This is a genomic window from Kitasatospora sp. NPDC088548 (assembly GCF_044753005.1).
In the GTDB taxonomy this organism is placed as follows: domain Bacteria; phylum Actinomycetota; class Actinomycetes; order Streptomycetales; family Streptomycetaceae; genus Kitasatospora.
In genome coordinates this window covers 41,595-67,183 of record NZ_JBIVMI010000017.1, presented here as the reverse complement: position 1 = coordinate 67,183, position 25,589 = coordinate 41,595, and the positions used below count along the sequence as shown (strand labels likewise).

The following is a 25,589-nucleotide window of genomic DNA, read 5'->3' as shown; positions in this document are numbered from 1 at the left end:
CGGCCGTGGTTCACCGGCCGAGATGGGTGAACCCGGCCCAGGCCGACAGGTCGTCCGGCTCCACCGCCGCGGACCGCGCGGCCAGCTCCGCCGGCATGCCCGGCGGCGGTCTGCGGTGCGGGTCCAGCATCCAGAGCTGGGCCCGCCGCAGCGCCCGTCCCGGCGGCTCGGCCTCCACCCGGAGGAAGTGGTGCGTCATGAACATCAGCACCGAGGTCGCCTCGTCGGGCACCGGCCACAGCGAGCCGACCACCGAACGGGCGCCGGCCACCAGGAACGCCGTCGCCAGGCTGTACGCCTCATTGCGGCCGCGCCCCGAGACATGGCTGCGGCAGGCCGCGAGCACGACGAGTTCGAGCCCGCCTGCCGGCCGCCCGGCCGCCCCGGTGAGCTCCTCGGCCGCCAGCTCCCCGCCGCTCAGCAGAAGATACGAGCTGTGGTGCTGGTTGGCCGCCACCGTCGCATGGCAGGCCAGATGGAGGACGCCGCCCGCGCCCGCCCCCGAGCGCAGCCAGCCGAGCACCTCCGCCGGGGTGCCCGGGCCGTCCACCCCGGCCGTACCCGCCCCGGCCCGGCGGCCGTGGAAGGCGCCGCGCGGGTAGAAGACCCGCTGGACGGCGGCGGCCTCCTCGCCCGCGTACCACAGGTCCCCGGTCGGGTCACCGACGATGAGCGCGCTGCCGTCGTGCGGGACGGCCGGGCGGGCGGCGACGTCGCAGAACAGGCGGGCCGAGGCCGCGTAGGAGATCTCGGCCCGTTCCAGGGCGTACCGGCGCCGGCCCGCCGTCTCCGGCTCCGACCAGGCGGCGTGCCAGGGCACCACGTCGAGCCCGCCCATCGGCACCAGGACCAGCGACGGCGGACGGCTGCGCCCGGCGGGCGGTACCAGCAGGTCCAGCAGCGGCCGCAGCGCCGCGTACCAGGCCCAGGAGCAGAGCCGGTCGAGCCGCCGGCGCAACGGCGGCGGGCCGGACGGGGCGCCGGCCGACGGCGCGGGCCCGAGGTCACGGGCCGCCGGGCCGGCCGGGCGATAGGCCCGCAGCGCCGCCGCGTCCTCGCGCAGCAGCGGCAACGGCAGCCAGTGCGCCGCACCGTCCGCGGTGACCAGCACGGCGGCCCCCGGGTGGTCGTCGGAGGCGGGCACCAGGTAGACCAGGGCGTCCGCGCGGAGCGTGACCAGGGCGGCGCCGATCTCCGCCGGGGTGGGCGTGGCGAGCAGCCGCGCGGGCGTCCGCCCGTGGTCGGCACCGGTCAGACCGGTGAGGACCCGGCGGCGCAGTTCGCTCGGCACGCCGTCGGCCGCCCCACCGGGCCCGCCCGCGGCGGCCAGCCACTCCCCGGCGAGGTCCGGCAGGCCTGCGGCATCCAGCAGTTCGGGGACGGACCTGGACGTGGTCGCGGCGTGCAGGACCAGCCCCCGGCAGGAGTCCAGGGCCGCCACCGCGTCCTCGGGCGCGTCGTCCGCGAGGCACCAGGCGGCCACCTCCAGCGCGATGTCGGTGGCGAGCCCGGTGGCCTCGGCGGCCTGCCGGGTGCCGGACTGGAGCAGCGCCAGCCAGGAGTAGCCGCGCACCGCGTCCAGCCCGCACCGCCGCCCGCGCCGGCGGTCGTCCGCGGCCGGGTCGGCGCGGGTGCGGTAGGCGCGGCCCAGCGTCGAGCCGACGACCGGCCAGAGCCGGTGCTCCGGCCCGCCCGCCAGCTCGGCCGCCCGTTCCAGCAGCGCGATGCCCTCGTCCAGCCCGGCCCGGTCGCCCCGCCCCGCCGCCCGGGTGCAGAGGGTGCTGCCCAGCGCGCCGGTGTAGCGCAGCCAGTCGTCCGTGCCCTCGTCGGTCAGGCCGATGGCCTCCCGGAGCAGTTCGGCCGCCTCGTCGAGGAGCTTCGGGTCGTAGTCCCGCGCGTGCCGCACCCGGGTGAGGCCACCGTCGCCGAGCACCCAGGCCTGCTGCCCGCGCGGCAGCCGGGCCGCCAGCCCGCGCAGCTCCGCCAGGGTGGGAGGGCCGAGCCCCGGTTCGGCGCGCGGGGGGACGCCGAGGGCGCGGGCGACGTGGTCCCGCGCCACCCGGGCGCCTTCCAGCTGGGTCCAGACCTCGCCGCGGGCGGGATCCCCCTCCTCCAGCGCCGCGTACAGTTCGGCCAGCCGGGCGACGGCCCGCTCCGCGGTCGGCAGGTCCTCGCGCCGGGCGGCCTGGAGCGTCTCCAGCCCGGCGAGCTGCGCGTCCAGGAGCCGGCGCAGATACGGCGTGGTGTCCGGGAGTTCACGCTGCCGGGCCAGGGCCGCCATCGCGGCCTCCAGGTCGTCGACCCCGGAGGTCACCTGTCCGCGCTGGGCCAGGGCCATGGCGCGCAGGGTGGCGAGGGCCTCCCAATGCCCGCTGTCCGTCTCGGGGATCAGGCCGGCCGCGGTGTCGAGGTGTTCGACGGCGTCGGCCAGGGCCGCGGTGTCGCCCGCCAGGCCGGCGAGCAGGCGGACGTGGCCGTAGCGGAGGTGCAGCACACCGAGGGCGGCCGGGTCCCGCTCCGCCGCGGCCGCGGCCCGGAACAGCGCGACGGCCCGCTCGGGCGGGACGTCGACGCCCAACGGCTGGAAGACGGGGATCAGTTCGAGCAGCTGCCGGGCGAACGGGGCGTACCGCGCATCGGCCGGGTCCATGGTCCGCCACTGCGCGAAGAGCCGCTCGAACTCGGCGCGCAGCCGGTCCCGCCCGCCGATCCCCCGCAGGGTGGCGTTGGCACCGGCGTCGGTGAAGCCGACGAAGGTCTCCCCCGCCTCCACGATGCCGAGCAGTTCCCGGAAGGCCTCGCCCAGGTCCTGGTCCAGTGCGGCCGGCGGTTCCACCGAGCCGGGGACGCGCTCGGCGAGCTCCTGGCGGGTCCAGCCGTCCAGGGCCCTGATCACCGGCCGCAGGGCCGGGTCCAGGTGCTCGGCGGCGAGCGCCCGTGTGGTGCCGTCGAGCACGGCGGTCAGCCGGCCGGGGTCGCGGTCCTCGTCGTAGCGGGTCTTCTGGAGCATCGCCAGCAGGACGGCCTCCCCCGCGACCGGTCCGTGCCACTGCGGCCGCCAGCGCTCCACGGCCAGCTGGACGAGGCCGATGCCGCGGTCCCGTCCGGCCGGGTCCGCGCGCCGGGCGGCCTGCTCGTGGACCAGCCGGCCGAAGACGCCGACGAAGGGCGGGGGCAGCTCGTCCAGAGCGCCGGGCTCGGCCAGCAGGGGTTCCAACTCGCCCATCGCGGGCCCGATCTGGCCGTCGTCCTGCCAGCTCCAGAGCAGCACCGTCCGGATCACGATCCGTCGGGCCACCGCGTCCCGCCGCCACCGGGGCGGCCCGGCCGGACCGTCGCCGGAGTCGTCCACCGCCCGGCCGAGGAGGGCCAGCGCCTCCTCCAACGGCTCGCGCCCCGCGCCCTCCTGACCGTGCGCCATCAGGGAGCGGGCGAGTTCGAACCGGAGCAGCGGCAGGTCGCTGTCCTCCGGTGCGGCGTCGAGCGCCGCCCGGAGGTGCCGTACGGAGCGCTCGGCGTCGGGCGCCCCGCCGCCGGCGGCGTACCGTTCGAAGTGCAGCAGCCCGAGACCCTCGTGCAGCTCCGCGGCCTCCGGGCCGCCGGGCCGGGCGTGCGGCAGCGCCTCCTCGTGCCGGCGCGCCGCCGCGTCGAGGAACTCCCGCCGCCGCCCGGGCGGTTCGTCCGCGACCTCGCCGTACCGCGCGCGCAGGGCGCGGGCCTCCAGCACCAGGCCGACCAGTCCGTCCTGCTCCACCAGTCCGTCGTGTTCAGCCGGCCCGTCCTGGTCCAGCGGCCCGCCGCCCCCGGCGGTCACCGCCCGTCCTCCGCCGGGGCGACCCTGGCCTGGTAGGGCTCCAGGAGGAGGTCGAGCCACCGGGTGCCCTCGGCGGTGTCCAGGTCGACGGGCGGGGTGTCCGCCCGCACCAGGGCGTCGGCGGGGCAGCGGTCACCGAACAGCACCACCACCCGGTCCCCCGGTTCCCGTTTGGAGGGCCAGACGAAGGCCTGGGCCCACGGGTCGCAGTGCTCACGGATCCAGTGACCCCAGTGCCGGGTGAACGGGTACTCCGCGGCCTCGGCCTGGACCAGCCACGAGTCCTGGCCGACGCTCGCCAGGTCCCGGCCGGTGAGCAGGGAGAGCACCTCCAGATCGGCGGCCAGCCGCAGGAAGGAGAGCCGCCGCCCGCGCACGGCGGCCCGCGGCACCAGACGGGGCGTGCCGGCCGGGTCGAACGGCACCGAGCGCAGCAGCGACTCGCAGACGGCCGACTCGGCGGTGAGCCCGGCGTAGAGATAGCCGTACCGGTCGCAGCGGGTGGCGTCGAACCGGCCGCCGCCGTAGAGGCAGTCGGCGGGCGCGGGGTTGAAGGCCGTGGCGGCCCGGCGGGCCGAGTGCAGGCGGAACAGCGGGGTACCGGCGGGCAGGGTCAGCCGGGCGGGGGCGCCGGGGAGTTCCCGGGGCGGTCGGACGTTCACCACGGTGCTACTCCCCCTCCGCCAGATACCCGGCGGCATCGGTCAGTTCGTGCTCCCGGCCGGTGCCGAGCAGTTCCGCCGGAGCGGCCCCGAGCCAGGCGTTGGGCGACAGCCACCAGTCGGCCACGCCCCACGGGTCCCGGTCGGCGCCGAGCAGGGTGTTGACCGCCAGCACGGTGGGCCGGAGCCGGCCGGCGGCGTCGAACTGGAAGCGCGGCAGCCGCTCGTGCCCGCCGGGGCCGGCCAGCCGCAGCAGTCCGGGGGCCCGCGGGTCGCCGCCGAGCCGGTCCAGCTCCGCCCGGTCCACCGCGGTGGCCGCGAGCAGCCGGCGGCGGACCTCCCCGAGGACGGGGCCGACCATCCGGTGCCCGTCCAGGACCAGCACCGCGAGGTCGTCCGCGCGGAAGTCCGCGGCGGTGCCGTCGGCGGCCGCGGTCGTGTACCTGGCCCCGGCGGCCCGGTCCAGCCGGCCGGCCTCGTCGGCGGGCAGCAGGTCGAGCAGCAGCCGGGCCGCGGCCTCGGCCGGGCGGCCGTCCGCCGGGTCCCTCGTCCCGGTGTCCCTCATCGCGCCGAGCGGCCCGGCGAGCCGTCGCAGCCCCTCGGCGCCGATCAGTGCGGCCAGCCGCTCCCAGTCGGCCGCGGCCGCCGCCAGTACGGCTTGCGGATCCATCAGGGCCCTCCCCCCGTCGTCATCAACCGTTCCACCAGCGCGCCCGCCACGCCGCCGCGCACCACCAGGTGGATGTCCCAGCCGGCGCCGCGCGCCAGCTCCGCCTCGACGGCCGCCCAGAGCGCGGCGAGGCTGACCGCGTACGGCAGTCCGCCGCGCCCGGAGCCCAGCAGCGGCAGGCAGACCGACCGCAGCGGCGGGGTGAAGCCTGCGGACTCCTCGGCGAGCAGGGCCAGCGCCCGGGCGACGGCCCTGGTGACGTCGGCGGGCAGCACGTCGTAGTCGTTGGTCCCCGCCCGGGGCACCGCGACGGCCGCGTGGTAGATCCGGCGCACGCCCTGCCGTTCCAGTGCCCCGGCACCGGTCGCGGCCACGGTGCCCGGCTGGACCGCCCGCCCCGAAACGCCGTTCCGGGCGGCCCAGGCCCGCAGTTCGTCGTGGACGAGGTCCTCGACGACGTCCCCGGCCGGGCCGCGCCGCGCACCGGCCCGGCGGAGCGCGGCGGCGACCGACGACTTGTACGCCTCCGGCAGCGCCAGATAGGTGTTGGCGGGCGAGACCACCACGTCGACGTCGCGCAGCAGGTCGACCGGGTGCACATGCAGGGTGACCGTCCCGGCCGTGCCGCCGGCCCGCACGTGGAGCGTCCGGTGACGGGCCGCGAACGGCCGCTCCCCGGCCGCGGGGCCCGTCGCGGCGCCCGCCGCGATGCGCAGGACCTGCTCGGCGACCTCACCCAGGACGAGCACCTCGTGGTGCTTGCGGAACCGCTCGACGCTCACCCCGTAGACGCCGGCGGCCCGCTTGCGCCGGTCGGCGGGCGGCCAGTCCCGGGTGCCCTGCGCCAGGCCGAGGCTGTACTCGGCGGCGGTGCGCAGCGAGCCGGCCTCGATCCGGGCCGTGGCGGCGCGCAGCAGGTGTTCGACGAGGGCGGGTGCGGGCCGGCCCGGCTGGGGCGCGTTCCCGGCCGCGGCGCGGGTCAGCAGCGGCAGCCGCGCGTCCCGCAGCCGGACCAGGCCGAGTCGCCGCACCTCCCGTACCTCCCGCAGAACCGACGCATGGTCATCGAGGTCGTTCGGCGGCATGCCGGACAGAATGGCACCGCCGGTCGGGGCCGACAAGTCGCGGCCACCCGTCCCATTGAACCGGTGCCTCCGGTCGCCGACCGGTCGTTTCCCGGCCGAAGCCCGGTCGGGGCCCGGCCGGGGCCCGGCCGCCACCGCCCGTGCGGCCGCGCCGTCCTGACCGGCCGTCGGATCAGGGCGCCAGTCGGACGATCTCGCCGGTCTCCAGGGCCGCGTGGACGGCGCCGTCCGGCCCGACGGTGATGCCGTGCGGCTCGGAGCCCGGGACGGGCAGTTCGTAGGCGGCGATGCGGCCGTCGGGGGTGCGGCAGCCGATCCGGTCGGCGCCCCACTCGGTGAACCAGAGGCGGCCCGCCGGATCGGCCGCGACGGCGTGCGGGCGGGCGGCGCGGTCGGGCAGCGGGTACTCCGTCACCTCGCCCGCCACGGTGATCCGGCCGAGCCGGCCGGCGCCGATCTCGACGAACCAGAGCGCGCCGTCCACACCGGCGGTGAGGCCGACGGGAGCGGCCCCGGCGGTGGGCAGGGGGTGCACGGTGGTCTCGCCGCCGGGCGTGATCCGGCCGATGGCATCGGCCTGGTTGAGGGTGAACCAGAGCGCGCCGTCCGGCCCGGCCGCGATCATCGACGGGAAGGCGCCGGTGACCGGCAGCGGGTACTCCGTCACCTCGCCCGCCACGGTGATCCGGCCGATCCGGTCGGCGTTGAGCTCGGTGAACCAGAGGGCGCCGTCCGGCCCGGCGGTGATCCCGAACGGACCGGCCCCGGCCGTCGGCAGTTCGTACGAGCACGCCCGCCCCCCGGTGTCGATCCGCCCGATCCGGTGGTCCCGCATCCGGGTGAACCAGAGCGCGCCGTCCGGCCCGGGGGTGATCACCGACGGCCCGCATCCCGGCGCGCCGAGCCCGAACCGCCGCACCGCCCCGTCGGCGGCCAGCCGCCCGATCTCCCCGGCGTGCACCAGGGTGAACCAGAGCGCCCCGTCCGGCCCGGCGGTGATCCCGTACGGTCCGGCCGCCCCGTCCGCGACCGCGAACCGCTCGAACACACGCCGTTCCATCAGACCCCCGGCTCTCACTATCACGACTTCTGTCGCATTAGGGCCGATCCTCGCACGCGGGCTCCCCGGGCGGCAACCCCGTGGCGACCGGGGCCGGAAGTCTGCCGGGCCGATGCGCCCCCGCACCCCCGCGTACCCTCGTTCCCGTGCCAGCCTCACCCCCGCATCACGTCGCCGTCCTCGTGCTCGAAGGCGCGAAGCCTCTCGATGTCGGCATTCCCGCGCAGGTGTTCACGACCCGCGCGAGCATGCCGTACGAGGTACGGGTGTGCGGCGCGGCGCCCGGCCTCGTGACCGGCGGCGACGGTCTCTCGTACTCCGTCGCCCACGGCCTCGACGCGCTTGTCTGGGCCGACATCGTCTTCGTCCCCGGCTACCGGCACCCGGACCGTGACGACCCGCCACAGGCCGTCGTCGACGCGCTGATCGCCGCCCACCACCGGGGCGCGCGGCTCGCCGCCATCTCGACGGGCGCCTTCGCGCTCGCCGCCACGGGCCTGCTCGACGGCAAGCGCGCCACCACGCACTGGCACTACACCCGGGCGCTCAAAGCGAAGCGTCCGCTCGTTCAGGTCGACGAGAACGTTCTCTTCGTCGACGAGGGCAGCGTGCTGACATCGGCCGGCGCCGCCTCGGGCATCGACCTGTGCCTGCACATCCTCCGCGGCGACCTGGGGGTGTCCGCGTCGAACCACGCGGCGCGGCGCCTGGTCGCCGCCCCCTACCGCAGCGGCGGCCAGGCGCAGTACGTGCCGCGCAGTGTGCCCGAGGGGCTCGGCGAGCGGTTCGCCGCCACCCGGGAGTGGGCGCTTCACCGGCTCGGCGAGCCCCTCACCCTCGATGTGCTGGCCCGGCACGCGGCGGTGTCGCCGCGCACGTTCTCGCGCCGCTTCGTCGAGGACACGGGGTACACGCCGATGCAGTGGGTCATGCGCGCCCGCATCGACGTGGCCCGTGAGCTGCTCGAACGTTCGCAGCGGAGCATCGAGCAGATCGCCGCCGACGTCGGCCTCGGCACCGGTGCCAATCTGCGGCTGCACTTCCAGCGCATCCTCGGCACCACGCCGAGCGAGTACCGGCGCACCTTCGCCCAGGGCGAGTAGCCCGCCGCCACGTGGCGCGATCCTTTCGGACCGTGGCGATCACGCCGCTGTCACCGGCGGATGCCGCGCGAGAACCTGATGGCGAACCGAACAAGGGACGCCACTCATGACTCGCATCGCCATCAACGGATTCGGCCGCATCGGACGCAATGTGCTGCGCGCACTGCTCGAACGCGACAGCGACCTGGAGGTCGTCGCCGTCAACGACCTCACGGAGCCCGCCGCCCTCGCACGGCTGCTCGCCTACGACACGACGGCGGGCCGGCTCGGCCGCCCGGTGACCGTCGACGGGGACGCCCTCGTCGTCGACGGCCGCCGCATCACCGTGCTCGCCGAGCGCGAACCGGCGCGGCTGCCGTGGGCCGGACTCGGCATCGACATCGTGCTCGAGGCGACCGGCCGTTTCACATCGGCCACGGCCGCCCGCGCCCACATCGACGCGGGCGCGAAGCGGGTGCTCGTCAGCGCGCCGGCGGACGGCGCCGATGTCACGCTCGCCTTCGGGGTCAACACCGACGCGTACGACCCGGCCACGCACACGATCGTCTCGAACGCCTCCTGCACGACCAACGCCCTTGCCCCGCTGGCCGCGGTGCTCGACGATCTCGCCGGCATCGAGCACGGCTTCATGACGACGGTGCACGCCTACACGCAGGAGCAGAACCTCCAGGACGGTCCGCACCGCGACGCCCGCCGGGCCCGCGCGGCCGCCGTCAACATCGTGCCGACCACGACGGGCGCCGCCAAGGCGATCGGCCTCGTGCTGCCGAGGCTCGACGGCAGGCTGTCGGGCGACTCGATCCGCGTGCCGGTCCCGGTGGGGTCGATCGTCGAACTCAACACGACCGTCGCCCGCGACGTGACGCGCGACGACGTGCTGGCGGCGTACCGCGCCGCGGCGCGGGGACCGCTCGCCGGCGTGCTCGAGTACTCGGACGACCCGCTCGTGTCGTCCGACATCACGGGCAATCCGGCCTCGTCGATCTTCGACTCGGCGCTCACCCGCGTCGACGGCCGCCACATCAAGGTGGTCGCCTGGTACGACAACGAGTGGGGCTTCTCGAACCGCGTGATCGATACGCTCGAACTCCTCGCCGCCGGCTGACCGGAGACCGGGGCGGCCCTCCGGGCGCTCCCCGTCGCACCCTTCGGCCCCGGCCACGCCGCTACGTCGGGCCCGGGTCCGGCTCCGGGCCCGGCTCCACCGCCGGGCCGGGCCCCGGGCCGGCGGCCTTGCGCAGGACGGACACGATCCCGACCCCGGCGGCGCAGAGCGGGACGGCGATCAGGGCCCCGAGGATGCCGGCGATACCGGCTCCGGCCACCACGGCCACCATGATGGTGGCCGGGTGGAGCTCCACGGTCCGGCTCTGGATGAGGGGTTGGAGGACGTTGCCCTCGATGGCCTGGACGGCGAGGACGATGCCGAGCGCCCAGACGGCCGTGCCCAGACCGCCGTCGGCGAGGGCGACCAGGACGGCGACCGTCCCGGAGAGGAAGGCGCCGACGAACGGGATGTAGGCGCCCATGAAGACCAGGGCGCCGAGCCCGGGCGCACCCGGGACGCCGAGCAGGAGCAGCCCGATGGTGATGAAGAGGGCGTCGATCAGGGCGATCAGCGTGGTGCCGCGCATGAAGCCGGCCATCGCCTCGAAGGCCCGGTCGGCGCAGGCGATGACGGTTTCGGCGGTGCGGGCGGGGAGGTAGGAGCGGACGGCCTCGCCGGTACGGTGGCCGTCGCGGAGGAAGAAGAAGACCAGGGCGAGCGCGAGGACGCCGCCGGTGAGGATCTGGGTGGCGAGGCCGAGGCCGGAGATCACGCTGTTGGTGAGGGCGGAGACCAGAGAGTTGGTCTCGCCCTTGGCGTTGTCCAGGGCGTGGCGGATCTTCTCGCCGACGGGCCCGAGCCATTCGGCGAGCCGGTCACCGGCCTGCTGGAGCGCGGCGGCGATCTGCGGGGCGCTGTGCGCCAGCGAGTTGACCAGCAGGGCGATCACGCCGCCGACGGCGACCACCAGCACGGCGCAGGTCAGCCCGGCGGCCACACCCCGGCTGACACCGCGTCGGACCATCCAGGACATCACGGGGTGGAGCAGCGAGGTGCCGAGCAGCGCCAGGATCACCGGGACGGTGGCGGCCCGCAGCTCGACCACGGCGAAGACCGCGAACGCGGCGACGGCCAGGAGCAGAATGACCGCCGCCGACCAGGCGGCCGCCGCCCGCACCACCGGCGGCAGCATCAGATACGGCCTGCGGTGGTCCGCCCGGTGTTCCTCCGGCGCGTCGCCGGACGGGGACTCCCCCGACATTCCCACCTCCGTGTGGGTCGATTGGTCCGAATCGCCCCATACCATCAGATGATCTGATCAAATGTGCGCTTTGTCGGATGCGCGGCGCGCCCCGCCGACGGCAGCGCCCGGGCCGGCCCTCACCGGCCCGGGCGTTCAGCCCAGGGGGCTCACTCGTGGAACTCGAACCTCCACGCCTGCCCCTGGTCGCCGACCTCCAGCGGCCGCAGTGCGATCCGGTGCGGGATGATCTTCAGCAGGCTGAGGTCCACGGCCAGTTCGACGCCCTCGACGGGACCTCCGGGGACGACGACGAAGAAGGTGGACGGCTCCGAGGACTGGTAGAGCGCCCACTCCTTGGGCTCGGGCACCCCCTGGACCTGCGTGTTGACTCTCGGCGGGCCCTCGTAGCCCAGGTACGACTGCTGCCGGAGGTTGCGGATGTGGACGTTGCCGTTGTCGAGCCCGTCCACCTGCCATTCCTGCTCACCGGGCTCGCCGGTGGGCGGCAGGAGGATCACGTTGTCCTTCGGCCCCTGCAGGGTGAGCAACTGCTCGCCGGGCCTGGCGATGGCGTAGACGCCGTTGGGTACGGGTGCCACGGAGAACTCCAGTCGTGTGGGCGATGCCGTACGGGACACCGCCGTTCGATGGGCGGGTCGATTCAATCGGCCCCAGCCCACCGTGCACGGACGAAACGCGGTCCGCCACTCCATCGGGGCACGACCACCCGAACGCACGAACGAGCCCCGAACCCGGGCCCTACGCGTCGGCGATCCGGGCCTGGACGAGCGGCAGCGCGCGGGTGCCCGGGGTGGGAGGCCCGCTCACCGGCGGCCGTCCAGCACGGAGCGCAGCACGTCGATCCGGTTGCTGGTGATGGAGGCGACGCCGGCGGCGCGCAGCCGGCGCATGGTGCGGCGCAGGTCGGCGGTCCAGGTGGAGACGGCGAGCCCGGCGTCCCGGGCGGCGGCCGTGAGGTCGGGGGTGACCAGGCCGAACGGCGGGTTGAGGTAGCGCGGGCGCAGGTCGTCGAGCAGCGCCCGGGCGGGCAGGCCCGGCTGCTTCCAGGTGAGCGCGATCTCGGCGTCCGGGGCGAGGGCGCGGACGGCGAGCATCGCGGTGGCCGGGCCGCAGAAGGCGACCCGCCGCTCGGCACCGAGGGCGGTGACGGCCTCCCAGGTGGCGGCGGCCGGGTGCGGGTCGTCGAGGTCGATGAGCAGCCGGGCGGCCGGGGTTCCGGCCACCGTCTTGACCGCCTCGGCGAGGGTGGGCACGGCGAGGGCGCCGTCGCGCAGTTCGTCGAGCTGGTCGAGGGTGACCCGGCGGATGGGGCGCGGGTCGCCCCAGAGGCGTTCGAGCGTCGGGTCGTGCAGCAGGACGGGCACGCCGTCCCGGGTGAGCTGGACGTCGACCTCGACGGCGTCGGCGCCGGCGGCGAGCGCGGACCCGACGGAGGGCAGGGTGTTCTCGCGGTGGCGGTACGGGTCGCCGCGGTGGGCGACGGCGAGCACCGGGCGGGCGGGGTCCGGGGTCCCGGCGGCGCTCATCGGGTCTTCCCCGCGAGCCAGGGGGACAGGTGGTGGTAGGTGACGGCCTCGCGGTAGCCGGGCTCGCCGGGCACGGTGACGATCAGCGTGCAGGAGGGCGGGAAGGTCCGCTGCCTGACGTGGACCAGGCCGGTCCAGACCGAGTTGAGGAAGGCGGGCACGCTGTCCCGGGGGACGTCGAAGGCGATGCCGTCGAGGGTGACCACGGCCTCGTCGTGGACGAAGAGGCGGACGGTGATCTCGGGGCGGCCCGCTATCTCCAGCAGGGCCTCGTGCGGGACGGCGTCGAGTTCCGGGCCGTCGGCGCCGACGAGGCCGGCGAAGGTCTGGTCGCGGCCGATGTCGTGGCTTGCGCGGACCTCGCGGCCGTGCCGGGCGGCCATCGCCTCGACCGCGAACACGGCGCTCTGGGTGGACGGCAGCGGCGGATGGGACATCGGTGGTCGGCCTTTCCTGAACGGGCGGTGGGTGGACGGGCGGTGGGCGGACGGGTCAGCGCCGTTCGATCATCACATTGGTCGACTTGATGACGGCCGTCGCGGGGGCGCCGGGCACCAGTTCGAGCTCCTCCGCGGACTCCCGGCTGATCAGCGAGACCACCCGGAACGGTCCGGCCTGGATCTCCACCTGGGCCGCGACATCACCGAGCACCACGGCGGTGACGATCCCGGGGAAGCGGTTGCGGGCGGAGGACGGCCGCCCCTCGGCCTCGGCGGTCTCGGGGCGGGCGAGCTCCCGGGCGAACGCGGCGAGCTGGGCGCCGGGGATGATCCGGTGGCCGTGCTCGTCCCGCTCGGCGGCGACCCGGCCGGCGTCCACCCAGCGCCGCATGGTGTCGGCGCTCACGCCGAGCAGCGCCGCGGCCTCGCCGATGCGGTACGGGTTGACCGGCGCCTCGGGCTGGCCCATGTGCGACTCCTGACGGTGGATCGGGATCGGGGGAAGGGGCCCGGGTGCGCGACGGCGGCGCGGGCCGGTCCTCGCCGCCATCCTGCCGTACGGGGCGCCCACCCGGCCAAGCGGAGCGCCCCGGGGGCTACGGCTCGCCGAAGAGGTCCCGGCGGAGGGCGTCACCGGCGGTGAGCACGGCGCCGCTGAGGATCGCGCCGCCGCCCGCCGTACCCGGGCGGACCTCGGTGCGCAGCGGGGAGAGCTCGGCGAGCCGGCGCTCGACCCGCCCGGCGAGCTCGGCCCCGCCGGCCCGGCCGATCTCGCCGCCGAGGACCACACAGCCCGGGTCGAGGACGACGCAGACGGCGGCCGCGCCGACGGCTATCCGCGCGGCCAGCTCGTCCAGGAACGCCGCGCCGCGCTCCCCCGCGGCGAGTGCGGCGCGGACGGCGGCCTCGGCGGCGGGCGCGTCGCGGGCCGGGCCGGCGGGCAGGCCGTGGGCGCGGGCGAGGTCGCAGATCGCGGCGCTGCCGGCCAGGCTGTGGAAGCCGCCCTTGGAGACGGTGGCGGTCGGCAGGCCGCCGGTGCCGGGCACCGGCAGGAAGCAGATCTCGCCGGTGCCGCCGGAGGCACCGCGGCGCAGCCGGCCGTCGAGGATGACGGCGGCGCCGACGCTGTGGCCGAGCCAGAGCAGGACGAAGGTGTCGCGGTCGCGGGCGGCGCCGACCCGGTACTCGGCGCGCCCGGCCAGGTTGACCTCGTTCTCCAGGATCACGTCGGTGTCGGGCAGCTCGCGCAGGGCGGCGAGCAGTTCGGCGTGCCAGCCGGGCAGCGAACCGGTGCTGTTGAGCCGGCCGGTGGCCGGGTCGACCAGGCCGGGGGCGCCGACGGCGACGGTGTGCAGCCGCTCGACGCCGACCCTGCGGGCGGTGTCCAGCAGCGCGCGGACGATCCGCGCGGCGACGGCGCGGTCCGGCTCACCGCCGTCACTGCCGTCACCGGGATCGCCGTCGGAGCCGCCGTCGAGGTCGCCGTCGTCGTCGCAGCCGCCGGAGCGCCGCCCGACCGGGAGCTCGGCGCCGGCCAGGGTCCGTCCGGCGAGGTCGGCGACGACCAGGCTGACGCCGACCGAGCGGACGTCGATGGCGGCGATGTGGGCCCGGGAGGCGACCAGGGCGTACAGCCGGGCGTTGGGGCCGCGCCGCTGCTCGCCGCGCTCGCCGACCACGGCGACCAGGCCGGTGCGCTGCAGCCGTTCCAGCAGGTCCGCGACGGTGGGCCGGGACAGGCCGGTCAGACCGCGCAGCTCGGTCGCGGTCAGTGGTCCCTGTTCGAGCAGCAGGTTGAGCGCCAGCCGGTCGTTGATCGCCCGGGCGGTGCTCGGCGTCGCCGTACGCACGGTGGTCATGGAAGTGCATCCTTCCAGAGTGTTTCTATCAGGGTCCCTTCCTGATAATTTATCGAACCGCACCGCAGGAGCGCGAACAGCGCCGCGCGGGCAGACCTAGAACAGGAACCACCCACAGGGCACCGCCGCGCCGACCGCGCGGCCGGGAGGGATCACCGGATGACCGACACCTTGACCGGGAAACCGCAGGAGCCGCTGAAATCCCCGCGCCGGGCCAGAACCAGCATCGCGCTGGTGTTCGCCGTGCACGGGGCCGTCGGCGGCAGCTTCGTCACCCGCATCCCCTGGATCCAGCACCGGCTCGACCTCTCCCCCGGCCAGCTCGGCCTGGCCCTGGTGATGCCCGCGATCGGCTCCTCCCTGGCGATGCCGCTGGCCGGGCGGTTCGTGCACCGCTACGGCGGGCGGGCGGCGCTGCGCGGGCTGATCGCGCTCTGGTGTCTGGCGCTGGCGCTGCCCGCGCTCGCCCCCTCGCTGCCGGCGCTCTGCCTGGCGCTGCTGGTGTACGGCGCGACGGCCGGCATGGCGGACGTCGCGATGAACGCGCAGGGCGTGGACACCGAGGAGCTCCTGGGCCGCTCGATCATGTCCGGGCTGCACGGGATGTGGAGCGCGGGCGGGCTGGTCGCCTCCGGCTTCGGCATCCTCGCCGCCCACCAGGACCTGGACGCCCGGCTCCAGCTGGCCGTCACCGCGCTGGTGCTGCTGACCCTGGCGCAGCCGGTCTGCCGGGCCCTGCCCGACCTGCGGACGGCCCAGGAGAGCGAGGCCCCGCCGCGGTTCGCGCTGCCGCCGCGCAGTTCGCTGGTGATCGGGCTGGTCGCCTTCTGCGCGGTGTTCGCCGAGGGCGCCTCGATGGACTGGAGCGGCGTCTACCTGCGGGACGTCACCGGCGCCTCGGCGACCGTCGCGGCCGCCTCGTACACCGCGTTCTCGCTGACCATGGCGGTCAGCCGGCTGGCCGGGGACGCGGCGATCCGCCGGCTCGGCGCCGTCCGGGCGACCAGGCTGAGCGGCGCGATCACCACCGTCGGCGGCCTGCTGGTGGTGGCCGCCGACAGCCCGGCGCTGGCGATCCCGGGCTTCGCGCTGATCGGGGTCGGGGTGGCGGTGGTCGTCCCGCTCGCCTTCGCGGCGGCCGGCCGGATCGGCACCAACCCGAGCCAGGCCATCGCGGGCGTCGCGACCGTCACCTACACCTCGGGCCTGGTGGCCCCGGCCATCATCGGCGTGCTCGCCCAGGCCACCTCGCTCACCGTCTCCTTCGGCGTGGTCACGGCGCTCGCCTTCGCCCTGCTGCTCGGCGCGGGCGCGCTGCGCCGGGCGGAGCCGCAGCACACCGGACTCCCGGCCACCGAAGACACGGCCGCCGGAAACATGGCGACCGGAAAATCGGCGACCCCGAAATCGACCACCGAAAACGTGACCGCACTGTCACCGGAAAAGCCTTCCAAAAACAATCTCCCGGCGATATGATCGCACCACAACGGGGAATTTCTCGCTAATATCGCCGACTGCCGGGCACGCCAGTGCCCGGCAGTTCCGCGACCAGCGAAGGAATTCCCCATGTGCTACGACGCCGATGCTGTACCCCCCGTGCCCGCCCCCACCGACCGGCAGTCGGTCCAGGCCGGGCCGCTCACCCTGACTTCCGGCGACGGGACGGAATTCGCCGCGTTCCTGGCCCTTCCGGCACATTCCACCGGTCCGGGGGTGCTCGTCCTGCCGGACAACCGGGGGCTTTCCGGTTTCTACCGGCAGACCGCCACCCGGCTCGCCGAACACGGCCACCCGGCCCTCGCGCTCGACTATTTCGGCCGCACCGCAGGTGGCGACCCGGAAAAGCGCGCACCGGAATTCGGTGAAATGCCGAACCTGCTGCCCCACCTGCTCGCCCTCACCCCGGACGGCCTGGACGCCGACCTCACCGCCGGCATCGACCGGCTGCGCGCGACCGGCGCGCCCGAGGTGGTCGCACTCGGCTTCTGCTTCGGCGGCCGGCAGGCGTTCCGCACCGCCGCACCCCGCTTCGGCCTGGCCGGCGCGGTCGGCTTCTACGGCTACCCGGACGCCATCAACGGCTCGCCCGGCCCCACCCAGCTCGCCGCCGGGCTGACCGCGCCGATCCTCGCCCTCTGGGGCGGCGCCGACGAGTCGATCCCGCCCGCGACGGTCGCCGCCTTCGACGCCGCACTCACCGCCGCGGGGTGCCCGCACATCTTCATGAATTACCCGCAGGCTCCGCACAACTTTTTCGAACTCGGCGCTGTCGAACACTCCGACGCGGCCAGGGACGCCTGGCAGCGACTGCTCGACTTCCTGGCCGGTCCCGGCCGGCCCCGGCCGGTCTGACCCCCGGTCACCAGTGCCGCGCACCACATCTCGGGGAGGAACCCGCATGACCGACCACACCCGCGCGACGCGGCGGCTCGGCTCCGCCACCGCCGTCCTCGCGCTCGCCGCCGGCCTCGCCGTCGCCGCACCGGCGTCCCGGGCCCGGGCCGAGACCTCCAGCCAGTTCGAGATCGTGAACCTCGCCACCCGGCAGTGCCTGGAGGTCGCCGACTGGCGGACCGACGACGGCGCCCCGGTCCGCCAGTGGCCGTGCACCGGCGGCGACAACCAGAAGTGGGTCTGGACCGACAACGACGAGCTGGTCAACGTCCACAGCGGCAAGTGCCTGGAGATCCCCGCCTACAGCACCACCCCGGGCACCCAGGCCGGCCAGTGGCACCGCAACGGCGGGCGGAACCAGGTCTGGAGCGACGCGGGCCGCCTGCACAGCGGCCTGCGCACCATCGCCAACGTCAACAGCGGCCTCCTGCTGGACGTCGCCGGCGCCTCCACCGCGCCCGGCACACCCGTGATCCAGTGGGAGCCCAACCACGGCGACAACCAGACCTGGTTCTACTCGCCGTGGCCCACCGGCCCGCACAACTGACCGTGCGCCACCACGCCTCGCCCCCGCACCGCGCATCCGAGGAGGATCCATGCCCGCACCCCGCGGCGTCATCGGACGTCTGGGCTCCACCGCCACCGCCCTCGCCGCCGCCTCGGCCCTGGCGGTCGTGGTGACGCCGGGCCAGGCGCAGGCCGCGACATCGATCGCGTTCGAGATCGGCAACGCGGCCACCGGCAAATGCCTGGAGGTCGCCGACTGGCGCACGGACAACGGCGCCCCGGTCCGCCAGTGGAGCTGCACCGGCGGAGACAACCAGAAATGGGTCCGGACCGACCGCCACGAACTGGTCAACGTCCACAGCGGCAAGTGCCTGGAGATCCCCGCCTACAGCATCAAGTGGGGCGCTCAGGCCGGCCAGTGGACGTGCGACGACGGGCTGAACCAGTCCTGGTCGGAGACCCTCGTGCACCACAGCGGGATCCACACCCTGAACAACGGCTACAGCGGCCTCGTCCTGGACCTCTACGGCTTCGACGGGACCGACGGCGCGGCGATCACCCAGTGGGGGCGCAACGGCGGTCTCAACCAGGCCTGGTTCTACTCCCCGTGGCCGTCCGACCCGATCGGCTGACCTCCCCGCGCGACCGCGGCTCCCGACCCGCCCCGTACCCCATCACACCCCTCAGGAAGAGTCCATGACCTTACGAACCGTCCTCGGCCGACGACTCGGTTCGGCCGCCGTCGGCCTCGTGGCGATCGCCGGCCTCGCGCTCGCGGCGCCCGCCGCCTCGGCCGGGACCGCCGACGACGAACCGGTCGAGATCAGGAGCGGCGCCTACGGGAGCGGGACGAACACGTGCCTGGAGGTCGCCGACTGGCGAACCGACGACGGCGCCCCGGTCCGGATCTGGCAGTGCACCGGCGGCGACAACCAGAAATGGACGCTGACCGGCCACGGCTGGGTGAACCTGCACAGCGGCAAGTGCCTGGACGTGCCGGGCTTCAGCACCGCCTGGGGCACCCGGGTCGACCAGTGGACCTGCGACGGCGGCGACAACCAGATGTGGACCGACCCGATGCTCGGACACACCGGCCAGGCCCGCTGGATCGTCAATCACCACAGTGGTCTCTATCTGGATGTCTACGGCGGCGGCACCGCCAACGGCACCCCGGTGATCCAGTGGGAGGGCAAAACGGCCTCCCCCAACCAGATCTGGAGCTACAACCCGTACACACCGATCTTCGGGATGGCATAGACCGCCCAGGTGCCCCCGGCGCACCCGGCCGGAGGCACCGGTTACGCTCGGGCGGTGCCCGCACCCGCACCGCCCGTGCCACCGATGACACCCGTCCCACCGCCCGTCGCCGCGCCGCGCTCGCCGTGGCCGCGGTTCGCCCTGCTGCTGGTGATCCTCGGCGCGGCGGCCGGCTCCCTGCTGCTGTGGAGCCCGACGTCCCTGCTCTCCGGCGGGCTGCCCGCCGGGGTGCCCGGGTACTGGCTGGCCCCGGTGTTCGTCGGCGTCTACGCGGTGGGGACGCTGGCCTTCGTACCGCGGCCGGCGCTGAACGCGGCCGCCGGGCTGCTGCTCGGCATCCAGCAGGGCGTGCTGCTGGCCGTCCTCGGGACGGCGCTCGGCGCGGCGGCCGCGTTCGCGCTGGGCCGGCTGCTCGGGCGGGACGCGCTCCGCCCGTACCTGCGCGGGCGGATGCTCGGCGCGCTGGACCGCCGGTTCACCGAGCAGGGGTTCCGCAGCGTCCTGCTGCTGCGCCTGCTGCCCGGGCTGCCGTTCCAGGCCGGCAACTTCGGCGCGGCCTTCTCCGGCGTGCGGTTCCTGCCGTTCCTGACCGCCACCGCGATCGGCGTGGTGCCGACCACGGCGGTGTACGTCACGGCGGCGGCCAGCGCGGGCGAGCCGGGCTCGGCGGCGTTCCTGGTGTCGGCCGGGACGATCGCGGCACTCGGCCTGGTGAGCCTGGTCTCGCTCTGGCGGGCCGCCGTCCGCCGGCGGTCCGCGGCGGCGTAGCGGACCACGGCGGCGCGGCGGTCCGCCCGGGCGCCGGCCGGGACGTCAACAACAGGCGCCTACCGACCGGCTATTCGGTCGCTTCGGCCGCACGGTTGCGCCAGGATGAGCGCCATGACGACCACCACCCCACGGGTCGAGCCCCCGTTCGCGGCCGACGAGACGGCCATGCTGACCGCCTGGCTCGACTTCCACCGCGCCACTCTCGCCGTCAAGTGCGAGGGCCTGACCAGCGAGCAGCTGCGGCTGCGCTCGGTCCCGCCGTCCGGCCTCTCGCTGCTCGGCCTGGTCCGGCACATGGCCGAGGTCGAACGCCACTGGTTCCAGGGCACCCTGCTCGGCGCCGATACCGCCACCGGCCACTACTGGACGGCGGAGGACCCGGACGGCGACTTCGACCACGTCGACACCGCGGACGCCGAGGCGGACTTCGCCACCTGGCGGGCCGAGATCGCGGCCGCCCGGCAGGCCTGCGAGGGGCTGCCGCTGGAGACCGTCGGCAAGCTCCCGCGCCACGGCCAGGAGGTCACACTCCGCTGGATCCTGGTCCACATGATCGAGGAGTACGCCCGGCACAACGGACACGCCGATCTGCTCCGCGAACTGGTGGACGGTGTCACCGGGGAATGAAATCGTTCCCGCATTGTTGACAGAAGGTCAATTAGGTGGCGCCCCCGACCGATATGGTCTATGCGCGCAACCGCGCACCGTACACCAGCGTCCCCTCTGTTGCCCGGGTTCGCCCGGGTTTCCGGCGCGGCACGACTCGTACGGGGGTCGCGAGCGGGCACGGGACCGGTGATCAGTGCGATACTCGGACAGTTCCGGCGAGTGGATGACGTGTCAGAAGGCACGCGCACCCGAGGGGACGCGTACGGGACGAGACGAGGGAGGCGCGGCATGGGAGCACTTCGCGACGAGCACCACAACGGGTGGCTGATGCCCTCCGGGAACTACCCGGCCGCGGTGTACGACGACGAGTGGGTCGAGCAGGAGACGGTGCCGTCCTCCCCCGCCCCCACGAAGATCGTCTCCCTGCGGCCGACCGGCTTCGACGCCGCCAGGGCGGTCGGGGAGCACATCCGGGCCTGCACCCCGGTCGTGATGGACCTCACCGAGATGGACGACGCCGAGGCCAAGCGGATGGTCGACTTCGCGTCGGGGCTGATCTTCGGCACCCGCGGCGGGATCGAGCGGATCGCCCGCCGGGTGTTCCTGCTCACCCCGTCGGACGTCGAGGTCATGGTGATCGACCGGCCGCTGGACGACACCGGGTTCTACAACCAGAGCTGACGCCCGAGGGTCCGCGACCGGGGACGGCAATCGCCGTCCCCGGTTTTTTGCTGCCCTCACCCAGGCCGCACCCCGACCCAGGGGCCTCATCTGAGGCACAGAAGAAACGAATGAGACATCTATGTCTCATCTGACCTACACTTGCCCCATGGCCACCGATCGCGACACCGTCCTCGAAGCCGCCGTCGGCGTGCTCTCCCGCCGCCCGACCGCCCACCTGGACGAGATCGCGCGCGCCGCTGGCATCAGCCGCGCCACCCTGCACCGGCTGTTCCCCGGCCGGGAGGCGCTGACCCGCGAGGTCGGCCTGCTCGGCCTGCGGAAGTTCGGCGCCGCGCTGGACACCGCCGCCGTCGAGGACGGCGACGCGCACGCCGCGCTGCGCCGCCTGGTCGACGCGATCGTCCCGGACGCCGCGCTCTGCGCCTTCCTCACCGGTGAGAACCAGCTCTACGACGACGACAGCGTCAACGAACTCTGGGAGTCCCAGATCGCCCGGCTGCACGCGCTCTTCCTCCGCGGCCAGCAGCAGGGCGTGTTCCGCGTCGAGCTCTCCGCCGGCTGGCTCAGCGAGGCCTTCTTCGACCTGGTGGCCGGCGTCGGCTGGGCCGTCCAGGACGGCCGGCTCGCCCCCCGCGACGGCGCGTTCTCGCTCGCCGAGCTCTTCCTCGGCGGCGCGCTGAGAACCCGTCCCACCGACTCCTGACCACGCACCTCGGACCGGAAACCGGAAACCGATACCCCATGAGCAGCACCGTCCACGCCCACCCCCGCCAGCGCTGGACCGGCCTCGCCGTCCTCGTCCTGGCCGTCACCCTGGTCGCCGTCGACGCGACCGTCCTCTCCCTCGCCATCCCGTCGATCAGCGAGACGCTGCGCCCCAGCGGCACCCAGCTGCTCTGGATCGGCGACGTCTACTCCTTCGTGCTGGCCGGCCTGCTGGTCAGCATGGGCTCGCTGAGCGACCGGATCGGGCGCAAGAAGCTGCTGCTCGCGGGCTCCGCCGCGTTCGGCGCCGCCTCGCTGCTGGCCGCCTACGCGCCCGGCCCCGGCTGGCTGATCCTGGCCCGCGCGCTGCTCGGCGTGGCCGGGGCGACGATCATGCCCTCCACCCTGTCGCTGATCCGCGGCCTCTTCCCCGACGACCGCGAGCGGGCCACCGCCATCGGCATCTGGGGTGCGGCCGCCACCGCCGGCGCCGCGCTCGGCCCGGTGGTCGGCGGGGTGCTGCTGGAGCACTTCTGGTGGGGCTCGGTGTTCCTGCTGAACATCCCCGTGGTCGTCCTGCTGCTGGTGCTCGGCGGCCGGCTGCTGCCCGAGTCGAAGGACCCGAAGCCGGGCCGCTGGGACGTGCTGAGCGTCGCGCTCTCGCTGGCCGGGGTGATCGGCGTGGTCTACGCGATCAAGGAGGCCGCCGCGCACGGTGTGGTCCGCTGGGACGTCCCCGTCACCGCCGTCCTGGGCGCCGCCGCGCTGACCGTCTTCGTCCGCCGCCAGCTGCGCCTGGACACCCCGCTGCTGGACGTCCGGCTCTTCGCCGACCGCCGCTTCACCGCCGCCGTGCTGGCCTCGCTCACCGCGCTGGTCGGGCTCTCCGGTGTGGTCTTCGTGACCTCGCAGTACCTGCAGCTGGTGCGCGGCTACGAGCCGCTGAAGGCGGGCCTGGCCGAGCTTCCGGCCTTCGCCGGCGCGGTGGTCGGCGGGCTGCTGACCGCCCGGCTGGCCCGGCGCACCGGCGCCCGGACGGCGCTCACCCTCGGTCTGCTGGCGATGGGCACCGGCATCGGCCTGCTCGGCTGGGTACAGCAGGACACCACCTACCTGCTGCTGGCCGCCGCCTTCCTGATCGTCGGCACCGCCGAGGGCGTGGTCTACACGCTCGGCGCCGACCTGGTGCTGGGCGCCGCGCCCGCCGAGAAGGCCGGCGCCGCGTCGGCGGTCTCCGAGACGGCGTACGAGCTGGGCACCGCGCTGGGCATCGCCCTGGTCGGCTCGGTGGTCGCCTCGCTCTACACGGGCGGGCTGGCCGTCCCGGCCGGGACGGACCCGGAGGCGGCCGCCCGGGCGGGCGAGTCGCTGGGCGGCGCGGTGGAAGCCGCGCACGGTCTGCCGCAGACCCTGGCCGAGCCGCTGCTGGCGAGCGCCCGGGACTCCTTCGTGCACGGCATGAACACCGCCGCGCTGCTGGCCGGCGCCCTGCTGCTGGCCGCCTCGGCGCTGGCCTGGCGGCTGCTGCGCGGGGTCGACCGGCCGACGGCCGGCGGGCAGGTCAGTGAGCAGGTCAGTGAGCAGACCGGGCCGCGGAGCACGGCGCACGCGAAGACCCGCGGCTGAGCGGCGAGGGCCTGTCCGGCAACCCCTAGGAGGTCCCGAACGGCAGCTCCAGCTCCGCCCAGACCACCTTGCCGTCCCTGGTCAGCCGGGTGCCCCAGCGCTGGGCCAGCTCGCTGACCAGGAACATGCCGCGCCCGCCCTCGTCGTGCTCCGCGAACGGGCGCAGCTGGGGCGCCGGACCGCCCGTGTCGGCGACCTCGACGGTGAGCACCCGGTCGCGGAAGAGGCGCAGCCGGCGCGGGGCGTCGGCGTGCAGCAGGGCGTTCGTGACCAGCTCGCTGACCAGCAGCTCGGCGTAGTCGGCGAGCGCGGTCAGGCCCCAGGCGGCGAGGGTGGCGCGGGTGAACCGGCGGGCCTTGCCGGGCAGCCGGCCGCCGCCGCTGAGCGGGAGGGTGGCGACCCGGTCGGCGGGCAGCGGCAGCACCCGGGCCATGATCATCGCGATGTCGTCGTCGGTGCCGTCGGTGACCAGGGCGCCGAGGACGGCGTCGCAGCTCTCCTCCAGGGTGCGGCCCGGCCCGGAGAGGGTGCGGGCGAGCCGGTCGATGCCCTTGTCGATGTCCTGGCCGCGCCGTTCGACCAGGCCGTCGGTGTAGAGGGCGACCATGCCGCCCTCGGGGAGGGTGAACTCGGTGCTCTCGAAGGCCACGCCGCCGACGCCGAGCGGGACCCCGGGCGGGACGTCCACCGTGTCGGCGGTGCCGTCGGGGGCGACCCGGACCGGGGGCAGATGGCCGGCCGAGGCGATCTGCACGGTGCGTTCCAGCGGGTCGTAGACCGCGCAGATACAGGTGGCGAACTGGCTCTCGCCGATGCCGGAGGCCGTCTCGTCGAGGCGGGTGAGGACCTGCTCGGGCGGCATGTCCAGGGTGGCCAGGGTACGGGCGACGGTCCGCAGCTGGCCCATCGTGGCGGCGGCCCGGATGCCGTGGCCCATCACGTCGCCGACCACCAGGGCGACCCGGCCGCAGGAGAGCGGGACGACGTCGAACCAGTCGCCGCCGACCTCGCTGACCACGCTGCTCGGCAGGTAGCGGTAGGCGATCTCCAGGCCGAGGGTCCGGTGGATCTCCTGCGGCAGCAGGCTGCGCTGGAGGGTGAGCGCGGTCTCGCGCTCACGCCGGTAGAGCCGGGCGTTGTCGATGGCGAGGGCGGTGCGGGCGACGAGTTCCTCGGCGAGGGCGACGTCGGCGGCGGTGAACGGCTCGGAGTTGCGCATGCGGATGAACTCGGAGCCGCCGAGGACCATGCCCCGGGCGGTGAGCGGCACCATCAGGTACGAGTGGATGCCCGCCTCGATGCCGGGGGCGACCCGTTCCTCGGTGGCGACCAGGCCGCGCAGCACCTCCTCGTCCACCTGGGCGCGCAGCAGCGGGCGGCCGCTGCGCAGGCACTGGGTGTAGTTGCGGTCGGGGGCGTACTCGGAGACCTCGCCGACGGTGTCGACGGCGTGGGCGAGGCCGGACTCGTAGGACTCGCCGACGGCGACGGCGCGCAGCTGGACCGAGCGGTCGGCCGGGATGGCGGCGGGCTCGGCGCCGCGCAGGACGGGCTCCAGCAGGTCCACGGTGGCGAAGTCGGCGAAGCGCGGGACGACGGCCTCGATCAGTTCCTCGGCGGTGCGCTGGAGGTCGAGGGTGGTGCCGATCCGGGCGGTGGCCTCGGCGATGGTGGCGAGGCGTTCCTGCGCGCGGGCGGCGCGGGCCTCGGCCTGGAAGCGTTCGGAGACGTCGATGATGGAGGAGCAGACCCCGAAGACCCGGCCGGTGGAGTCCTCCAGCCGGAAGTAGGAGGCGGACCAGGCCCGGTCGCGCTGCGGGTCGCCGGGGACGCGGCCGTGCGAGCGGGCGTCGACCACCGGCCTGCCGGTGCTGAGCACCTGTCTCATGATCTGTTCGATCTCGGCGCTGTTGATGCCGGGCAGGACGGCGCCTATCCGGCGGCCGAGATGCTCGGCGACGGACCTGCCGTTCATCCGGGCGAGGGCCTCGTTGAGGCGGACGTAGCGCAGCTCGGTGTCGTAGACGGCCATGCCGATCGGGGACTGCCCGAAGATGCCGTCCAGGACGGCGAGGTCGGCCTCGATCTGGTGCAGGGCCCGGGTGTCGGAGGCGGTGGCGAGCATCAGCAGGGTGCCGCCGGGGCCGGCGATCGGGTAGGTGCGGAACTCCAGCTGGAGCAGGCGGCCGTCGCGGTGGCGGACCGGGAAGACGCCGGACCAGCCGGTGCCGCTCATGATCCGGTCGAACAGGGCGAGCATCTCGGGGCGGTCGGTGTCGTCGCCCAGCAGCCGGGCGGCGTAGCTGCCGACGGCCTCCTCGGCGGTGTAGCCGAGCAGGGTCTCGGCGTCCTCGCTCCAGTGCAGGATCAGTCCGTCGTCCTGGAGCAGCGCGGTGGCGAGCGGGACCAGCCGGTGGCCGTCGAGGCGTGTGGGGGCACCGCCCGGTGCGGGGCCGGCGGCGTTGGTCGCGTCCCACTCGTGTCCGTGCATGATGAGGCAGCACC

General features: G+C 75.0%; 24 protein-coding genes. 12 read left to right on the top strand and 12 right to left on the bottom strand.

Going from position 1 to position 25,589, the window contains the following annotated elements; genetic code table 11:
* Positions 1–10: 10 nt before the first annotated feature.
* From ACIP82_RS21955 to ACIP82_RS21935, 5 genes are all read right to left on the bottom strand, one after another.
* Complete coding sequence (locus ACIP82_RS21955; RefSeq protein ID WP_400655361.1) at positions 11–3,814, bottom strand: CHAT domain-containing protein; 3,804 nt, start codon at positions 3,812–3,814, stop codon at positions 11–13.
* Positions 3,811–4,479 (bottom strand): RES family NAD+ phosphorylase, encoded by a 669-nt coding sequence (locus ACIP82_RS21950; protein ID WP_363609881.1) that lies wholly within the window; start codon positions 4,477–4,479, stop codon positions 3,811–3,813. Before ACIP82_RS21950 ends, ACIP82_RS21955 begins: the two co-directional genes overlap by 4 nt.
* Before the next feature lie 4 nt (positions 4,480–4,483).
* Positions 4,484–5,146, bottom strand: coding sequence for a hypothetical protein (locus tag ACIP82_RS21945; RefSeq protein ID WP_400655358.1), 663 nt, complete (start codon positions 5,144–5,146; stop codon positions 4,484–4,486).
* Positions 5,146–6,231 carry a hypothetical protein gene (locus ACIP82_RS21940; protein ID WP_400655355.1) on the bottom strand — a complete coding sequence of 362 codons (1,086 nt, stop codon included), beginning with the start codon at positions 6,229–6,231 and terminating at the stop codon, positions 5,146–5,148. The genes ACIP82_RS21945 and ACIP82_RS21940 overlap by 1 nt, the downstream gene beginning before the upstream one ends.
* Before the next feature lie 172 nt (positions 6,232–6,403).
* Positions 6,404–7,291, bottom strand: coding sequence for a virginiamycin B lyase (locus ACIP82_RS21935; RefSeq protein ID WP_400655352.1), 888 nt, complete (start codon positions 7,289–7,291; stop codon positions 6,404–6,406).
* A 146-nt stretch (positions 7,292–7,437) separates the two neighbouring features.
* On the opposite strand from ACIP82_RS21935, the gene ACIP82_RS21930 reads away from it, so the two are divergent.
* Together ACIP82_RS21930 and gap are read left to right on the top strand one after the other, a co-directional pair.
* Complete coding sequence (locus ACIP82_RS21930; RefSeq protein ID WP_400655349.1) at positions 7,438–8,394, top strand: GlxA family transcriptional regulator; 957 nt, start codon at positions 7,438–7,440, stop codon at positions 8,392–8,394.
* Positions 8,395–8,500: 106 nt separating this feature from the next.
* Positions 8,501–9,499, top strand: a complete 999-nt coding sequence (gene gap, locus ACIP82_RS21925) for a type I glyceraldehyde-3-phosphate dehydrogenase (protein ID WP_400655346.1) — start codon at positions 8,501–8,503, stop codon at positions 9,497–9,499.
* 61 nt (positions 9,500–9,560) lie between these two features.
* Here gap and ACIP82_RS21920 read toward each other — a convergent pair whose 3' ends face one another.
* From ACIP82_RS21920 to ACIP82_RS21895, 6 genes are all read right to left on the bottom strand, one after another.
* Positions 9,561–10,703, bottom strand: coding sequence for an AI-2E family transporter (locus tag ACIP82_RS21920; protein ID WP_400655343.1), 1,143 nt, complete (start codon positions 10,701–10,703; stop codon positions 9,561–9,563).
* Between the two features lie 149 nt (positions 10,704–10,852).
* Positions 10,853–11,284, bottom strand: coding sequence for a hypothetical protein (locus ACIP82_RS21915; RefSeq protein WP_400655340.1), 432 nt, complete (start codon positions 11,282–11,284; stop codon positions 10,853–10,855).
* Positions 11,285–11,509: 225 nt separating this feature from the next.
* Positions 11,510–12,232: a glycerophosphodiester phosphodiesterase gene (locus tag ACIP82_RS21910; RefSeq protein ID WP_400655337.1), complete on the bottom strand. Its 723-nt coding sequence runs from the start codon at positions 12,230–12,232 to the stop codon at positions 11,510–11,512.
* Positions 12,229–12,669, bottom strand: coding sequence for a hypothetical protein (locus ACIP82_RS21905; protein ID WP_400655334.1), 441 nt, complete (start codon positions 12,667–12,669; stop codon positions 12,229–12,231). The genes ACIP82_RS21910 and ACIP82_RS21905 overlap by 4 nt, the downstream gene beginning before the upstream one ends.
* 55 nt (positions 12,670–12,724) lie before the next feature.
* Positions 12,725–13,141 (bottom strand): TOBE domain-containing protein, encoded by a 417-nt coding sequence (locus ACIP82_RS21900; RefSeq protein WP_363609861.1) that lies wholly within the window; start codon positions 13,139–13,141, stop codon positions 12,725–12,727.
* A 127-nt stretch (positions 13,142–13,268) separates the two neighbouring features.
* Positions 13,269–14,531, bottom strand: a complete 1,263-nt coding sequence (locus ACIP82_RS21895) for an ROK family transcriptional regulator (RefSeq protein ID WP_363609859.1) — start codon at positions 14,529–14,531, stop codon at positions 13,269–13,271.
* Between the two features lie 159 nt (positions 14,532–14,690).
* Between ACIP82_RS21895 and ACIP82_RS21890 the strand changes: the two genes are divergently transcribed.
* The 10 genes from ACIP82_RS21890 to ACIP82_RS21845 all read left to right on the top strand — a co-directional run bounded on the left by ACIP82_RS21890 (position 14,691) and on the right by ACIP82_RS21845 (position 23,084).
* On the top strand, positions 14,691–16,007 hold the full coding sequence (locus tag ACIP82_RS21890) for an MFS transporter (RefSeq protein WP_400655331.1): 1,317 nt from the start codon (positions 14,691–14,693) through the stop codon (positions 16,005–16,007).
* Between the two features lie 90 nt (positions 16,008–16,097).
* Positions 16,098–16,883, top strand: a complete 786-nt coding sequence (locus tag ACIP82_RS21885) for a dienelactone hydrolase family protein (protein WP_400655329.1) — start codon at positions 16,098–16,100, stop codon at positions 16,881–16,883.
* A gap of 46 nt (positions 16,884–16,929) precedes the next feature.
* Positions 16,930–17,472, top strand: coding sequence for an RICIN domain-containing protein (locus tag ACIP82_RS21880; RefSeq protein WP_400655326.1), 543 nt, complete (start codon positions 16,930–16,932; stop codon positions 17,470–17,472).
* Positions 17,473–17,521: 49 nt separating this feature from the next.
* Positions 17,522–18,064 carry an RICIN domain-containing protein gene (locus ACIP82_RS21875; RefSeq protein ID WP_400655324.1) on the top strand — a complete coding sequence of 181 codons (543 nt, stop codon included), beginning with the start codon at positions 17,522–17,524 and terminating at the stop codon, positions 18,062–18,064.
* 64 nt (positions 18,065–18,128) lie between these two features.
* On the top strand, positions 18,129–18,689 hold the full coding sequence (locus ACIP82_RS21870) for an RICIN domain-containing protein (RefSeq protein ID WP_400655322.1): 561 nt from the start codon (positions 18,129–18,131) through the stop codon (positions 18,687–18,689).
* A 54-nt stretch (positions 18,690–18,743) separates the two neighbouring features.
* The gene (locus ACIP82_RS21865; protein ID WP_400655320.1) at positions 18,744–19,457 is read left to right on the top strand and encodes a VTT domain-containing protein; all 714 of its coding nucleotides are present in this window, start codon (positions 18,744–18,746) and stop codon (positions 19,455–19,457) included.
* 114 nt (positions 19,458–19,571) lie between these two features.
* The gene (locus tag ACIP82_RS21860; protein ID WP_363609845.1) at positions 19,572–20,087 is read left to right on the top strand and encodes a DinB family protein; all 516 of its coding nucleotides are present in this window, start codon (positions 19,572–19,574) and stop codon (positions 20,085–20,087) included.
* Positions 20,088–20,357: 270 nt separating this feature from the next.
* Positions 20,358–20,750 (top strand): cell division protein SepF, encoded by a 393-nt coding sequence (locus ACIP82_RS21855; protein WP_400655316.1) that lies wholly within the window; start codon positions 20,358–20,360, stop codon positions 20,748–20,750.
* 148 nt (positions 20,751–20,898) lie between these two features.
* Complete coding sequence (locus ACIP82_RS21850) at positions 20,899–21,456, top strand: TetR/AcrR family transcriptional regulator (protein WP_400655314.1); 558 nt, start codon at positions 20,899–20,901, stop codon at positions 21,454–21,456.
* 38 nt (positions 21,457–21,494) lie between these two features.
* Positions 21,495–23,084: an MFS transporter gene (locus ACIP82_RS21845; RefSeq protein ID WP_363609839.1), complete on the top strand. Its 1,590-nt coding sequence runs from the start codon at positions 21,495–21,497 to the stop codon at positions 23,082–23,084.
* Between the two features lie 25 nt (positions 23,085–23,109).
* Here the strand turns inward: ACIP82_RS21845 and ACIP82_RS21840 are convergent, their stop codons facing one another.
* A complete protein-coding gene (locus ACIP82_RS21840; RefSeq protein ID WP_363609837.1) occupies positions 23,110–25,575 on the bottom strand; it encodes a SpoIIE family protein phosphatase in 2,466 nt (821 codons plus the stop codon).
* Between the last annotated feature and the right edge of the window lie 14 nt (positions 25,576–25,589).